At 61.5% G+C, this 14,822-nt stretch carries 15 protein-coding genes and 1 pseudogene; 10 read left to right on the forward strand and 6 right to left on the reverse strand.

Going from position 1 to position 14,822, the window contains the following annotated elements; translation table 11 throughout:
* The first annotated feature begins 27 nt into the window (after nt 1-27).
* The 3 genes and pseudogenes from xdhB to xdhC all read left to right on the forward strand — a co-directional run bounded on the left by xdhB (nt 28) and on the right by xdhC (nt 3,873).
* Entirely contained in the window at nt 28-2,367 is a 2,340-nt protein-coding gene (gene xdhB / locus C4N04_RS04540) for a xanthine dehydrogenase molybdopterin binding subunit (RefSeq protein ID WP_106795505.1), read from the forward strand.
* Between the two features lie 26 nt (nt 2,368-2,393).
* Nucleotides 2,394-2,813, forward strand: a pseudogene (locus tag C4N04_RS04545) (DUF559 domain-containing protein); the annotation flags it as partial.
* Nucleotides 2,814-3,060: 247 nt separating this feature from the next.
* Entirely contained in the window at nt 3,061-3,873 is an 813-nt protein-coding gene (gene xdhC, locus C4N04_RS04555; RefSeq protein WP_096762298.1) for a xanthine dehydrogenase accessory protein XdhC, read from the forward strand.
* Here xdhC and C4N04_RS04560 read toward each other — a convergent pair.
* Nucleotides 3,849-4,043: a hypothetical protein gene (locus C4N04_RS04560; protein ID WP_009995628.1), complete on the reverse strand. Its 195-nt coding sequence runs from the start codon at nt 4,041-4,043 to the stop codon at nt 3,849-3,851. The two genes, xdhC and C4N04_RS04560, sit on opposite strands and share 25 nt — an antisense overlap.
* A 102-nt stretch (nt 4,044-4,145) precedes the next feature.
* Between C4N04_RS04560 and gcvA the strand changes: the two genes are divergently transcribed.
* A complete protein-coding gene (gcvA, locus tag C4N04_RS04565) occupies nt 4,146-5,042 on the forward strand; it encodes a transcriptional regulator GcvA (protein ID WP_106795506.1) in 897 nt (298 codons plus the stop codon).
* 55 nt (nt 5,043-5,097) lie between these two features.
* Here gcvA and C4N04_RS04570 read toward each other — a convergent pair whose 3' ends face one another.
* Entirely contained in the window at nt 5,098-5,430 is a 333-nt protein-coding gene (locus tag C4N04_RS04570; protein WP_038690579.1) for a hypothetical protein, read from the reverse strand.
* Nucleotides 5,431-5,518: 88 nt separating this feature from the next.
* Entirely contained in the window at nt 5,519-5,683 is a 165-nt protein-coding gene (locus C4N04_RS31520) for a hypothetical protein (RefSeq protein WP_009995631.1), read from the reverse strand.
* 123 nt (nt 5,684-5,806) lie between these two features.
* Here C4N04_RS31520 and puuD point away from each other — a divergent pair, with 123 nt between their 5' ends.
* The 5 genes from puuD (at nt 5,807) to C4N04_RS04595 (ending at nt 10,217) form a co-directional block, all read left to right on the forward strand.
* Nucleotides 5,807-7,045 (forward strand): urate hydroxylase PuuD, encoded by a 1,239-nt coding sequence (gene puuD / locus C4N04_RS04575; protein WP_077989968.1) that lies wholly within the window; start codon nt 5,807-5,809, stop codon nt 7,043-7,045.
* Nucleotides 7,042-8,391, forward strand: coding sequence for a guanine deaminase (gene guaD / locus C4N04_RS04580; protein WP_077989967.1), 1,350 nt, complete (start codon nt 7,042-7,044; stop codon nt 8,389-8,391). The genes puuD and guaD overlap by 4 nt, the downstream gene beginning before the upstream one ends.
* An 11-nt stretch (nt 8,392-8,402) precedes the next feature.
* Nucleotides 8,403-8,663: a type II toxin-antitoxin system ParD family antitoxin gene (locus tag C4N04_RS04585; protein ID WP_009984773.1), complete on the forward strand. Its 261-nt coding sequence runs from the start codon at nt 8,403-8,405 to the stop codon at nt 8,661-8,663.
* A 3-nt stretch (nt 8,664-8,666) separates the two neighbouring features.
* The gene (locus tag C4N04_RS04590; RefSeq protein WP_077989966.1) at nt 8,667-8,966 is read left to right on the forward strand and encodes a type II toxin-antitoxin system RelE/ParE family toxin; all 300 of its coding nucleotides are present in this window, start codon (nt 8,667-8,669) and stop codon (nt 8,964-8,966) included.
* A 108-nt stretch (nt 8,967-9,074) separates the two neighbouring features.
* The gene (locus tag C4N04_RS04595; protein ID WP_096762295.1) at nt 9,075-10,217 is read left to right on the forward strand and encodes an alpha-hydroxy acid oxidase; all 1,143 of its coding nucleotides are present in this window, start codon (nt 9,075-9,077) and stop codon (nt 10,215-10,217) included.
* Between the two features lie 44 nt (nt 10,218-10,261).
* On the opposite strand, the gene C4N04_RS04600 is transcribed toward C4N04_RS04595, so the two are convergent.
* From C4N04_RS04600 to C4N04_RS04610, 3 genes are read right to left on the reverse strand one after another with little or no spacing between them, the layout of a single operon-like run.
* Entirely contained in the window at nt 10,262-10,702 is a 441-nt protein-coding gene (locus tag C4N04_RS04600) for a hypothetical protein (RefSeq protein WP_009995788.1), read from the reverse strand.
* On the reverse strand, nt 10,699-12,027 hold the full coding sequence (locus tag C4N04_RS04605; protein WP_106795507.1) for a phosphatase PAP2/dual specificity phosphatase family protein: 1,329 nt from the start codon (nt 12,025-12,027) through the stop codon (nt 10,699-10,701). Before C4N04_RS04605 ends, C4N04_RS04600 begins: the two co-directional genes overlap by 4 nt.
* 11 nt (nt 12,028-12,038) lie before the next feature.
* Nucleotides 12,039-13,823 carry a bifunctional alpha/beta hydrolase/class I SAM-dependent methyltransferase gene (locus tag C4N04_RS04610; RefSeq protein WP_096762293.1) on the reverse strand — a complete coding sequence of 595 codons (1,785 nt, stop codon included), beginning with the start codon at nt 13,821-13,823 and terminating at the stop codon, nt 12,039-12,041.
* A gap of 199 nt (nt 13,824-14,022) precedes the next feature.
* Here C4N04_RS04610 and C4N04_RS04615 point away from each other — a divergent pair, with 199 nt between their 5' ends.
* On the forward strand, nt 14,023-14,634 hold the full coding sequence (locus C4N04_RS04615; protein WP_106795508.1) for a CDP-alcohol phosphatidyltransferase family protein: 612 nt from the start codon (nt 14,023-14,025) through the stop codon (nt 14,632-14,634).
* The last annotated feature ends 188 nt before the right edge of the window (nt 14,635-14,822 follow it).

Genomic DNA, 14,822 nt, shown 5'->3' on the forward strand with positions numbered 1-14,822 from the left:
CGGTGCCGGCAACCAAGGACGCCGCTAATGGACAAGTCCACCTTCGAAGACCCCAAAGTCGTCATCTCCGGCCCCATGCACGGCTCGCTGCGCCATGATTCAGCGCATAAACATGTCACCGGAAGCGCCGATTATATCGACGATATTCCCGAACCCGCCGGCTTGCTGCACGGCGCGCTCGGCCTCTCCGACCGGGCGCATGCCGAAATCATAGGCATCGATCTTTCCGCTGTCGCCGCCTATCCCGGCGTCGTCTGGGTTTTCACCGGCAAGGACGTTCCCGGCGTCAACGACACCAGCTCCAACGGTAGCCATGACGAGCCGCTGCTCGCTGAAACCTTAGTGCAGTTCCACGGTCAGCCGATCTTTGCCGTCATAGCCGAGACGCGCGACGCGGCGCGCCGCGCCGCGCGGCTGGCGAAGATCGACTATCGCGACCTCCCGCACTGGCACGATATCGACGGCGCCCTTGCCAATGGCGGCCCCTTAGTGATCACCCCGATGACGCTCCTCCGCGGCGAGCCGGAAACGGAAATGTTGAATGCCGCCATGCGGCTGAAGGGCCAGATGCGCATCGGCGGACAGGAGCATTTCTATCTCGAAGGCCATATCGCCGTGGCGATTCCCGGCGAGGACGACGAGGTCACCGTCTGGTCCTCGACGCAGCATCCGAGCGAGATCCAGCACATTGTCGGCCACGTGCTCGATATCCCGTCGAACGCGGTCACCGTCAACGTGCGCCGTATGGGCGGCGGCTTCGGCGGCAAGGAAACGCAGGGTAATCAGTTCGCAGCCCTTGCCGCGATCGCCGCCAAGAAGCTCGGCCGTGCGATTAAATTCCGCCCGGACCGCGACGAGGATATGAGCGCCACCGGCAAGCGTCACGATTTTCTGGTCGATTACGACGTGGGCTTCGATGCCGAAGGCCGCATCCACGCCGTCGACGCCACTTACGCGGCCCGCTGCGGCTTCTCCTCGGATCTGTCGGGACCGGTAACCGACCGCGCCCTCTTCCATGCCGATTCCAGCTATTTCTATCCGCATGTGCATCTCCAGTCGAAGCCGCTGAAAACGCACACGGTCTCCAACACCGCCTTCCGCGGCTTCGGCGGCCCGCAGGGCATGCTCGGCGCCGAGCGCCTCATCGAGGAGATCGCTTATGCCCTCGGCAAGGATCCGTTGGATATCCGCAAGCTGAATTTCTACGGCCAGCCGGGCTCCGGACGCACGCTGACGCCCTACCATCAAGAGGTCGAGGACAATATCATTGCCCCCGTCGTCGAAGAGTTGGAGAACACGTCAGACTACCGGGCGCGACGCAACGCCATCATCGGCTTCAACCGCGACAGCCGCTATATCAAGAAGGGCATTGCCCTGACGCCGGTGAAATTCGGCATTTCCTTCACCATGACCGCCTTCAACCAGGCCGGTGCGCTCGTCCACATCTATCAGGACGGCTCGATCCACCTGAACCATGGCGGCACCGAAATGGGCCAGGGCCTCTATACCAAGGTCGCGCAGGTGCTGGCCGACAGCTTCCAGGTCGATATCGACCGGGTGAAGATCACCGCGACGACAACCGCCAAGGTGCCGAACACCTCGGCCACCGCCGCCTCCTCCGGCTCGGATCTGAATGGCATGGCGGCCTATGATGCCGCCCGTCAGATCAAGGAACGTCTGGTCGCCTTTGCCGCCGAGAAATGGGAAGTGGCGCCTTCCGACATTGTCTTCCTGCCCAACCGGGTGCGGGTCGGTGAAATCGAGATCCCCTTCCCCGATTTCATCAAGCAGGCCTATTTCGCCCGCGTCCAGCTGTCTGCCGCCGGCTTCTACAAGACGCCGAAGATCCACTGGGACCGCAAGGCCGGCCGCGGCACGCCTTTCTTTTATTTCGCCTATGGCGCCGCCTGCACCGAAGTCTCGATCGACACGCTGACCGGCGAATATCTGATTGACCGCACCGACATCCTTCACGATGTCGGCCGCTCGCTGAACCCAGCAATCGACCTCGGCCAGGTCGAGGGCGCCTTCGTGCAGGGCCTGGGCTGGCTGACGACGGAAGAACTCTGGTGGGATGACAAGGGACGGCTGCGCACCCATGCGCCGTCCACCTACAAGATCCCGCTCGCCTCCGACCGCCCGAAGATCTTCAACGTGCGCCTCGCCGAATGGTCGGAGAACGCGGAGGCCACCATCGGCCGCTCCAAGGCCGTCGGCGAACCGCCCTTCATGCTGGCGATCTCGGTGCTGGAGGCGCTGTCGATGGCGGTCGCCAGCCTGGCGGATTACAAGGTCTGCCCCAGGCTCGACGCCCCGGCGACGCCGGAACGGGTGCTGATGGCGGTGGAGCGGATGAAGCGGGTGTAGGATGGCGGCGAAATATGTCCGATCCCGAAGACATTAGGAAAAGACGTCCCGGCAAAACTCTGCAAGCTCGCAAATTACGTCAAACCGAAACTGAAGAGGAATATCGGCTTTGGGGCGATCTGCGAAATCCACAGTTGAATGGCTATAAGTTTATGCGACAAGCCCCACTTGGGGCCTACATCGCCGACTTTCTATGCCGCGAAGCGCGACTGATTATCGAAATCGATGGATTTCAACACGCCGACAATATGTCCGACATTACTCGGACCTTGTGGCTAAACCAGGCTGGATATTCAATCCTCCGATTTTGGAATCATGAAATAACCCAGGAGCGAAGAGCAGTCCTCGACACGATCCTTGCCGCACTTGAAAGGCGAATAGTCCAGCGCGATGATATCCTCCGCTTCTATCCTGCGATCATTCGTACCGGGAAATTGAGAACGTAATGCGCTTGAACCAAGCCCCCTCATCCGACCCTTCGGGCCACCTTCTCCCCGCTGGGGAGAAGAGGGAACAAGGCTTTTGCGCATCGCTCAAGCAAACCGCTGAACCTGCAGAAACTACATGTAAAAGCGTAGATGGGATCGACAAAAGCGCGGCATTCTCCCTCTTCTCCCCAGCGGGGAGAAGGTGGCCCGAAGGGTCGGATGAGGGGGTCTTCGCGGCATACTCCATAGGTCACGGAGCGATCCCATGACCGACCTCCCCGTCTTCCTCGCCGCCCACCCCGACGCAATCCTCATCGACATCACCAGCACGCAAGGCTCCACCCCACGCGAGGCCGGGGCCTTCATGCTCGTCTCGCCAACCGCGCTGTGGGGCACGATCGGCGGCGGACAGTTCGAATTCATGGCGATCCACAATGCACGGGAGATGCTGGCGGGAACCGGCGGCGCGACCAGCATGGATATCCCGCTCGGCCCCGAAATCGGCCAGTGCTGCGGTGGGCGTACACAATTGCGGTTCCGCCGGCTGACGCCGACGTTGAAAGACGAGCTCGACGCCACACGTGCCGGCGAGATCGAGCGCCTGCCCGAGGTGCTTCTCTTCGGCGCCGGCCATGTCGGCCGCGCGCTGGCCGCAGCTCTTGCGCCGCTGCCGCTGTCGGTAACGGTGGTCGAAACCAGGCAGGAAGAGCTCGCCAATCTGCCGGCTGCGACGAAGACCCGCCTGGTGCCGATGCCGGAGGCGCTGGTGAAGGATATACCGGCCGGCGGCGCGGTCGTCATCCTGACGCACGACCATGCGCTGGACTTTCTCATCGCCCGTGAAGCGCTGGCGAGGGAGGATCTCGCCTATACCGGCATGATCGGTTCAGCGACCAAACGCGCCACCTTGGCAAGCTGGCTTTCCCGCGAAGGCGGCGAACGCGCCTGGATGGAGCGATTGACGCTGCCGATCGGCGGCTCGGCGGTCAGGGACAAACGCCCCGAGGTGATCGCCGCAATGACCGCCGCCGAAATCCTGACGGCGCTGGCGGCCTATCGCTTGCAGGCGTCCTCGTAGAACGGATCGCGGCCGTCGAGGAAACCAAGATCACGCTTGATGCGATCAGGCGCAGCATCGAGGTCGAGGCGGGGCAGCTGGCCGAAACGGCCGACCAGCAGTCCGGCAACACGCTTGAACACACCCACGCTTGGCTGCGAGCGCTTTTCGTCGATAGCAAAGCAATCCATGACATCACCTCGTCAGTTTGATGGTATGGGTTGCAGTTTGCCGCCAAAAATGCTGCAATTCCAAATCGAACTACCGTCTGCGTGCATCAAGAGAACTTATCCATGAAGCTTTCGAAACAGTTTCCGCTGAATGCGCTGCGCGTCTTCGAGGCCGCCGCCCGGCTCGGTAGTTTCACCAAGGCCGGCGACGAGCTCGGCATGACGCAGACGGCCGTCAGCTACCAGATCAAGCTCTTGGAGGAGAATGTCGGCGAGCCGCTCTTCCTGCGCCGGCCCCGACAGATCGCATTGACGGAGACCGGCGAACGGCTGGCGCCGAAGGTGACCGAAGCCTTCGCCATGCTGCACGACGCGATGGCGACGGCGCGCGACAATGTCGAAGGCACGCTCGCCATCAGCTCTACCCATACGTTCGCGTCAAAATGGCTGGCGCCGCGCCTCGGCTCTTTCCATTTGAAGCATCCGGCGATCGCCGTGCGCTTTCAGGCGAGCTCTGATATCATCGACTTTTCCCGCGAGCAGATCGATGTCGCCATTCGCTGGGGCGACGGCAACTGGCCGGGTCTGACCCTGCACCGGCTGATGGGGCTGGAGTTCACCCCGATGCTCAGTCCGAAGCTGGCGGAATCGGCCGGCGGCATCAGGGAGCCGCGTGATCTCCTGAAGTTCGATCTCTTCGACGCCGGCGACATCTGGTGGAAACAATGGTTCGAGGCAGCCGGCGTTACCGAGACGGATCTCGATCGCCGCCCGCGCAATCAACTCGGCTCCCAGGCGGTGGAAGCCGATGCGGCGATGTCAGGACATGGCGTCGCCATCCTCAACCCGGCCTTCTATGCGGCCGAGATCGCGCTTGGCCGGCTCTATCAGCCCTTCGAGCTAACCCGCAGCGACGGCAAGGCTTACTGGCTTGCCTATCCCGAAAACCGCCGCAACCTGCCGAAGATCAAGGCCTTCCGCAACTGGATTCTCGAAGAGATGAAGGCGGCCGGCCATTAGATCATCACGGTTTGGACCCGGTTCACCAGCCGGGTCCACTGTAGTGATACTCATCTCAAAATCCCATCTCCGGCGCATAAAAACAGCGCGGCGTATCCTCGTTCGGAAACAGACAGAGATGATAGTCGTTGTCGCCGGATTGCATCGCCTTCGTCATCGGCAGCAGGAAGACATGCGCGTGCGTGACCAGCCGGTGGTCGCCCGGCAGCAACGTTACGCGATATCCGCCCGGCGTCACCGCCACGCTTTTCGAAGGGATCATCTGGCAGTCGCCATTATGACTGTCGCCGTTGCAACAATAGGGGTCATAACTCCACCCCGAGGGTGCGTCGTGAGCCGTCGCCAGCGACGCATATGCAATCATCACACACGTCAAAATGCTGCGCATGGCATCTTCTCCGTCGATGAATGCGCCGCCGCTGATCCACTGTTCTTATTTCATTCCGGCGGCCTTAAACATAACTGTAACCGAATTGTCATGGTTTCAAGACCTGCTGCATGAGCAGACCGAGTATAAGCCGGAGATAATGCACAGCCTTCTCGGCATCTTTTAGGCACAGGAGCATATCGACGATGCGGACACGATCGGCAGCTTCGACAAAACCGCCGATGAGTTGATCGCTGTAGAGCGCGGTGATCATATCATTATTGCCCGCGTTCCCCACCGTTGCCGAATTGGCGTCCTGTGCGGCTCTTCAATCTCCTCTTCCCTCCCCGTCAAAATTTCCGCAAAGTCGCGAGTCGGAGGAAGTTAGGGGAATTCGATGTATGAATATGCCATAGCATGGGAATGGCTGGCCTTCGCGGCACGCTGGTTCCATGTCATCACCGCGATCGCCTGGATCGGATCGTCTTTCTATTTCATCGCGCTTGATCTCGGACTGGTGAAACGGCCGCATCTGCCGCCCGGCGCTTATGGCGAGGAATGGCAGGTCCATGGTGGCGGCTTCTATCATATCCAGAAATATCTGGTGGCGCCGGCGCAAATGCCCGAGCACCTGACCTGGTTCAAATACGAAAGCTATTTCACCTGGATCTCCGGCTTTCTGATGCTCTGCATCGTCTATTACGGCGGCGCCGACCTCTTCCTCATCGACCGGCATGTGCTCGACATCAGCCCGCCGGTCGCCATCGCGATCTCGCTGGCATCGCTGGCGTTCGGCTGGCTCGTTTATGACCTCCTCTGCAAATCCCCGCTCGGGCGCAACACCTGGGGGCTGATGGCGGTGCTCTATGTCGTGCTCGTCTTCATGGCCTGGGGCTATACGCAGCTTTTCACCGGCCGCGCCGCCTTCCTGCATCTCGGCGCCTTCACCGCGACGATCATGTCGGCCAATGTCTTCATGATCATCATCCCGAACCAGAAGATCGTCGTCGCCGACCTGATCGCCGGCCGCACGCCCGACCCGAAATACGGCCAGGTCGCCAAGCAGCGATCGCTGCACAACAACTACCTGACCCTGCCCGTCATCTTCTTCATGCTGTCGAACCACTATCCGCTCTCCTTCGGAACACAGTTCAACTGGGTGATCGCCGCGCTGGTCTTCCTGATGGGCGTCACCATCCGCCACTGGTTCAACACCACCCATGCCAGGAAAGGCCGGCCGACCTGGACCTGGATCGTCACCGTCATCCTTTTCATCCTGATCATGTGGCTTTCGACGGTGCCGAAGCTGCTGACCGGCGAAAGGGATACGGCGGCGGTGGCGCCCGCCTTCCAGCAATTCGCAAGCGATCCGCATTTTCCCGCCGTCAAGCAACTGGTCGCGACACGCTGCTCCATGTGCCACGCCGCCGAGCCCGTCTATGAGGGCATCGTGCGAGCACCGAACGGCGTCGAGCTCGAAAACGACGCTGATATCGCCGCCCATGCCCGTGAAATCTATATACAGGCCGGCCGCAGCCATGCCATGCCGCCCGGCAACATCACCGATATCACGCCGGACGAACGCAAGCTGCTCGTCGCCTGGTTCGAAAGCGCAGTCGAAGGCAAGAAACAATGACGACGACACTCCTGCGCGGCCGCCTGCTGTCCTTTCATCGGGCGCCGCTGAGCCTGGCCGACAGCCAGAGCTATCTCTACCAGGAAGATGGCGGCCTGCTGATCGAAGACGGGCTGATCGCGTCGGTCGGCACTTATGCCGACGTGAAGGCGAAGGCAGCCGCTGACGTGGTGGAGATCGACCACCGCCCGCACCTCATCCTGCCCGGCTTCATCGACATGCACCTGCATTTTCCGCAGATGCAGGTGATCGCCTCCTATGCCGCCAACCTGCTCGAATGGCTGAACACCTATACCTTTCCCGAGGAATGCCGTTTCGTCGAAAGCGCACATGCCGAGCGGATCGCCACGCATTTCTACGACGAACTGATCCGCCACGGCACGACGACGGCGGTCGCCTATTGCTCCGTGCACAAGACCTCCGCTGACGCCTTCTTCGCCGAGGCGATGAAACGCAATATGCGCATGGTCGGCGGCAAGGTGATGATGGACCGCAACGCCCCGCAGGGCCTGCTCGACACGCCCGAGATGGGCTATGACGAGACCCGCCAGGTGATTTCGGACTGGCACGGCAAAGGCCGCAACCACGTCGCCATCACCCCGCGCTTCGCGATCACCTCCACGCCGGCGCAGATGGAGGCGACATCAGCCCTTGCCCGCGAATTTCCCGACCTGCACATCCAGACGCATCTTTCGGAAAATCACGACGAAATCAAATTCACCTGCGAGCTCTATCCCCAGGCGATCGACTATACCGACATCTATGCCCGCTACAGCCTGCTCGGCCCGAAAAGCCTCTTCGGCCACGCCATTCACCTCTCCGAACGCGAAGCCGATGTCATGAGTGAGACGGCTTCGGTCGCCGTCCATTGCCCGACTTCGAACCTCTTCCTCGGCTCCGGCCTGTTCCCGCTGAAGGCGCTGGCGCGGCGCGACAAGCCGGTGCGCATCGGTGTGGCGACCGATATCGGCGGCGGCTCCAGCTATTCGATGCTGAAAACCATGGACGAGGCCTATAAGATCCAGCAATTGCTCGGAGAACGGCTGAACCCGCTGGAAAGCTATTACCTGATGACCCGCGGCAATGCCGAGGCGCTGTCGCTGGCCGACCGGGTCGGCACGCTGGACCCCGGCACCGACGCCGATCTCGTCGTCCTCAATGCGGCCGCGACCCCGGCCATGGCGCTGAAGCTGGAAGCGGTGAAAACCCTGCCCGAGGAACTTTTCCTCCTGCAGACGATGGGCGACGACCGGGCGGTCGCCGAAACCTATGTGGCCGGCGTCGCGTCAAAAAAGACCCTCCAGGCGAACTTGCAAAAATCCGCCGATCTTCCCATAATTTCATGAGGAGAAACCTCATGGACCTGACTGTTTCATTGCCGGATGAACTGGCGAGCTACATCAAGAGAAAGATCGAATCCGGCGGTTACAGCTCTTCGAGCGACGTCGTGAGCGAAGCCCTGCGGCTGCTTGAGGAGCGCGATAGTGCAAACACCCGCGAGGCCGAACGCCTGCGGATTGCGTGGCACGTTGGAATGGAAAGCGGAGATTTCGCCCCTCTGGACATTGATGCCGTGAAGGCCGAAGGGCGCCGGCGGTTTGCCGCATCCAAAGCCTGATCGATGGCCGCAGTTTTTTATTCGAGCCGAGCCCGCTCGGACATGCTGGACATTTGGCTGTGGATCGCCAGCAGCAGCGGCCAGACCATGGCCGATACCATCATCGACCGCATCGAACAGCGCGTTTCCTCTCTGGGACGACATCCACAAATTGGTCCGAAACGACCGGAAATCGCCAGGGATGCCCGGGTGCTGGTGGTCGAAAGATGGCTCGTGCTCTACTCCTGCGACCGCGACGACGTTCGTATCATACGCATCATCGACGGAGCGAGCGACCTTCGCGATATCGCATGGGAGGAATGATCCCACTATCCGCCATCGGAGCCGGCATCGATCTTCGAATTTCCCGTAACGCTCCCGCGATTTCCATGTTACGCCGGATCGCCGAATTCAGATGTGAAGGTTCAATTCATGGCCACTCCGCTCACGATCGCCGATCTGAAAGAACTCGCACGGCGCCGCGTGCCGAAAATGTTCTTCGATTACGCGGATTCGGGCGCCTGGACGGAGTCGACCTATGCGGCGAATGAGAGCGATTTCAGCCGGATCAAGCTACGGCAGCGGGTGATGGTCGACATGACTGACCGCACGCTTGAAACGACGATGATCGGCCAGAAAGTGTCGATGCCGGTGGCCTTGGCGCCGACCGGCCTGACCGGCATGCAGCATGCCGATGGCGAGATGCTGGCGGCGCGGGCAGCCGAAGAGTTCGGCGTTCCCTTCACACTGTCGACCATGAGCATCTGCTCGATCGAGGACGTCGCATCGGTGACGACGCGCCCCTTCTGGTTCCAACTCTACGTGATGAGGGACAAGGATTTCGTCCTCGGCCTGATCAACCGCGCCAAGGCCGCCAAATGCTCAGCGCTGGTGCTGACGGCCGATCTGCAGATCCTCGGCCAGCGCCACAAGGACCTGCGCAACGGCCTGTCGGCGCCGCCGAGATTCACCCCGAAACATCTCTGGCAGATGGCGACCCGGCCCTTCTGGTGCCTGGATATGCTGAAGACCAAGCGCCGCACCTTCGGCAATATCATCGGCCATGCCAAGAACGTCTCCAACATCACCTCGCTCGCCGCTTGGACGCACGAGCAGTTCGATCCGCGGCTCTCCTGGGCCGACGTCGCCTGGATCAAGGAACAATGGGGCGGGCCGCTGATCATCAAGGGCGTGCTCGACCCGGAGGACGCCCGGGCAGCCGCAGACACCGGCGCCGATGCGATCGTTGTCTCCAATCATGGCGGCCGCCAGCTCGACGGCGCCCCCTCCTCGATCAGCATGCTGCCTTCAATCGTCGATGCCGTCGGCGACCGTATCGAAATCCATCTCGACGGCGGCATCCGCTCCGGCCAGGATGCGCTGAAGGCCGTAGCACTCGGCGCCAAGGGCACCTATATCGGCCGCTCCTTCCTCTACGGCCTCGGCGCCATGGGCAAGGAGGGCGTCACGCTGGCGCTCGGCATCATCCGCAAGGAGATGGACATCACCATGGCGCTCTGCGGCAAACGCGACATCAACGACGTGAACACGTCGATCATATCGAGGCAAGGCTGAAGCAGAGGTATCGGCGAAAACCCGCCACACACCCAATATGCAATTCAGGCTGGCGGCGGAGCATGGCTCGCATTGACCTGAAGGATCGCGAAAATCACGAGATAGAGGGCGAGCGCCAAACGCTGCTGCCAGACGATGCGGCGCGATCCGGCAATCCGCTTCTCCAGGCCAGGCGGCGTCGGGTCAGGCTTGCGAAGCTGCATCCGGAACAGCAGGTCGTCGACGGCGGCAAGACCGGCGGCCTCTGTCTCGTGGCTCGCCGCGAGGCGAAACAACAGCGCATCGAAGAGGAGATGGATCGCCAGCGCAAGCACAATCCCGCAGCAAACCAGCATCAGGAGCCAGCTGAGCGTTGGGGCGAAACCTCCATATCCCCCGGTGATCGGGCCGGCGATCAGCGGCAACAGTGCTGTCAGCCCGCAGAACAGTGAATTGCGGCGGAGATCTCGCGCCGCCGCGGAGGCCGCGATTTTCCACGGCGTCATTGCACGCCCTCCTTCGCAGCATGGATACTTTCCACCGGCAGATAAATACGCCGCCCGGCGCGTTCGATCAGTTGCAATGCTTCGGCTGGGTTTTCGCAACGGCGGCTGGTAACCAGCCAACCTACGATGACGCAGGCGCTCCGCTGAAAACCCAGCGCGCAGCAGACGAGGACCGGTCCCTGGTGCCGCGCAGTCTCGATGACATCAGCCGCGGCTCGCGCCTGGATCTTGTCGAGAGCTGTGAGATCGAGGGCGGGAAAGCTGCACCAGCGCGCAAGCGTCCCGCTCGGGCGCTGAAGTTCGCCGGTAATGTCGATCACCGTGGCAAAGCGGTCGGCCTCGTGGCGACGCGGAAAACGACCGAGATGAACGCCATCAGCAATCACCACCGATGCCGGCATTTTGCGTGTCCAGAGCCAAACGTTGATGATGGCGGCGAGCCGATAGGGTGCCAGCAGCCATCGGCTGGCAAGCGCGGCCCGGCCATCGGCACGTTTCAGGAATATCTGCGGGCCGGCGCCGAAATATCCGACGGCGACGATCGCCAGCGCAACGGCGGGCCAGAGCAACAGAAGTGCCGCGGGCGATAGAGGAGTACAGAGCGCTGCAAGGCCGAGAAATGCGGCGGCACCGCAGAGATAGCAGATGCCAAGACGGCGCGACTTCGGATCGCCGCTCCAACTGAAATTCGCAAGAGGGGAATCCGCATCGCGCGGAAAAAGCCAGGCGGCAAACAGGCCGAGCAGCATGCCGGTCGGTATGTCCATGACGTGATGCTGCCAGGTCGTCAGCACGGAGGCGCCGATCAGGAAGCACCAGACGTGCCAGAGAAGCCGCGCCCGGCGCGGCAGCCGGCCACGCAGATGGTCCCAGATCACCACCAGCAGCGCGACATGCAGCGACGGCGCCTGGTTGAACGGTTTATCGAACCCACCGAGGACGGCGAACATGAAACCGGGCAGGCCGCTCGTGGCCGGACGTACGAAGGTTGCTTCGAGTGGAAAGGCGATAAAACAGGCGACCGCTATTATCTGGATCGTCAGATAGCGCCTCGCGAGCACATCCACATCGCGCGGCGTCTTATTGATGAACAGGCAGAGTGCGTAGAACAGGTTGATCGACCAGTATGGAATGATCGTCCATGCCAGGAACGGAATGGCGCTTTCCCATGCGAAGGCGATGTTTGGCACATGAGCGCGTTGCGATGCCAGCCAGTTGGCGCCGCCATAGGTTAGATAGAAGAACGGCGCCAGGAAGACGAGCCAGAGCCCCGCCCGCTTCAGGACCGGCGCTGCCTGGGAAAGAGTAGAACGTGCCTGCCCCAACGGCGTTGCCCTCAAATTCTCTCCGCCAGCGAGACGGTGAAAATGCCCCACTGGTCGATCCGCTGTTCGATCTTGCGGAAACCGGCCGCGGCGACCAGCTGGTCCATTTCTTCTTGCGTCCGCCGCCGCATCACCCAGGCCTGGCCGCCACGGTGGGAGGTCAGGGCGCGAGCGATCATCTCCAGTTGAGGATGCCATGGCTGGTTGGTGTAGACGAGCAGACCACCGGGCTGCATCGCGCGGGCGATCCCGCCCAGCGAAGCGGCAACCATCGCATTGTCGGAGAAAAGCTCGTAAAGGCCGGAGACGACTGCGAGATCCGGAGCCGGCGTGATTGCAGCGAGCCCCTCGCCGTCAAAGGCATCCTGCTGGCGAAAGCTGACGAAATCACCCAGGCCGCGCGCCGCAATGCTGGTGCGGCCGGCGTCGACGTTGATGGGGGAATAATCTTGCAATCGCACACTATCGGGACGCACGGCAGCCGCCTCGATCGCATCAAGGACATAACGACCGTGGCCGGCAGCTATGTCGAGCATATGGGTGCTGCGACCGGCTGCTTTCAGGCGCTGCAGCCCGTCCTCGATCAGCTCCTGCAAATGCAGCTTGCGCTGCCTGATGCCGCGCCAGCCGATCGCCTCGAGAAACACCTTGTCGATCAACCGCCCGCCGGGACCGAGCCCCCGCGGCTGGTTCTCATAGACATAATCGAGCGTCGAGCCGGAATCGAAACCGGTCTTGACTCCCGCCTTTATGCCGTCCGACACCAGCGCACCGAGCCTGATGTTGAGACGGCTGAGCGCCCAGTAGATGCCGCGTGGGGACGTGGCGTCGAGAGGGCTCGCGAGCCGGTCAGCCTCATCCTTGGTATAACTCTGGATATGAGCGGTAGTAAGGTCGGCAGGCGCCCGGGGCTCGGAAAACCGCGCATCGATAAAACGGCGGACCTCGGCGAGCGCAATCGCGCGATCCTTCTCACCGAGTGTGTCATGGTAGAAACCAGGAAGCACATGCCGCTCCTTGATGCGGCTGCCGAGATTTTCGTAGAACCGGTGCTGCGGCGCGTGTCGCACCACCCAGTCACTGCCGGAGATCAGCAGCTGGGTCGGAACGGTGATGGCGCGGGCGTCGTCGACGACGCGGGCTGCCGCTTCATAAAGCTGCAACAGAATGTTGGAGGCAATCGGCCGGGTAATCAACGGGTCGGCTTCAAAGGAGGCGATGCGCTCGGGATCGTGGGTCAGAAACCTGGCCTTGACGTAGGAATTGACGAAGAACGTCCCCTTGAGCTTTTCCCAGAGCGCAATGCCTTGCCTGGCGAAAGGCACATAGAGCTTGACGCTGAAGGCCGGTGAGGCGAGCACGAGCGCACGGATCAGCGGCGCATAGTCGTGCACCCAGGTGGTGGCGAGGACCGCGCCGACACTCTGCGCAATGACGGCAATGTCTGTAACGGCAGTCCCGCTTGTCTCGCTGACATGGCGGACGAAGCAATCGAGATCACGCACCGACGCAGCGAAGGATGGCGAATAGCCGCGTTCTCCCGGTGAACGCCCGTGGCCGCGTGCGTCCCAGGCGTAGAAGGCAAAATCATCGAGACCGAGCTCGGTGGCGAGATGCGCGACCCGGCCGCTATGCTCGTGGCCGCGATGGAGAAGAATGATTGCGCCCTTCGGCGCAGCGCCGGTCGCAGGCCACGTCCGATAAAACAGTCGCGTGCCATCGTGCGACACGAATTCGGATTCACGCATCGGCCTGGCCGTCAAGGACGGTTGCCAACTGTCGGCAGCTTGCAGCACGGTCTACTCCAATTCTGATCGCTTGATGGGTTGCAACTACTGGCGGAACAATGATTTGCATTCATTGCAAAAGTCTAGTCGCAAATGTAAGCCCTATACGCGAGCCGATATGAAGTATCCGCTTCCCCACAAGGACGACGTTCTGCACTGCCGGGGCCGGGATTGATTTTCTGATGCCACGAAACTCCACCGAGGTAGCATGTCTGTTTATCAATTGAAGTCCCGGTTCCAGAATATCCTTCGTCCTCTGGTGCGCGCGATGGCGGCGCGAGGCGTCACGGCTAATCAGGTGACTTCAGTTGCCGCCGCCGTCTCGGTTGCACTTGGTTTTTTTCTGAGCGTTGTTCCGCTTCCGCAGCTGTTCCTGCTGGTGCCCGTCTGGTTTCTCCTGCGCATGGGCCTCAATGCTATTGACGGCATGCTCGCGCGCGAACATGGGCAAAAGAGCATTTTGGGCGCCTATCTCAACGAGATCGGCGATGTCGTGTCGGATACTGCCCTGTATTTGCCGTTTGCGCTGATCGATCCGAACGGCGCGATGCCGGTCATGGCGGTGATTTTCCTCTCGGTGCTGACGGAATTTGCCGGCGTATTGGGTCAAACCGCCGGCGCCAGCCGGCGTTACGACGGGCCACTGGGCAAGAGCGACCGTGCGGTGCTTTTCGGCGCGCTCGGAATCTTTGTCGCCGTTGGTGGCACGTTTGCAGCATGGACTATGTGGCCTTGGGCGGTGGTGGCTCTGCTTCTCGTATGGACCATCATCAACCGTATCAGCGCCGGTATTCGCGAGGCGCGCACCGCCGCCCGATAGGAAGCGGAGCCGATCTGCCGCCTGTTTCCTCTGACAACGCTATGCGGGAACTGCGTCGAACGCAGCCCTCTTGCGAGTTGCTTGGCAAGCACATCTTCTGGTCCCTCCCGCCTGTTAACCGCACCTTAAATAAAGGTTGTATTTTTCTGGCCCCCTATTGAAAGCACAAAAGCGGTGCTTTATGTTTT

Source organism: Rhizobium sp. H4, from assembly GCF_003013335.1.
Lineage (GTDB): Bacteria > Pseudomonadota > Alphaproteobacteria > Rhizobiales > Rhizobiaceae > Rhizobium > Rhizobium sophoriradicis.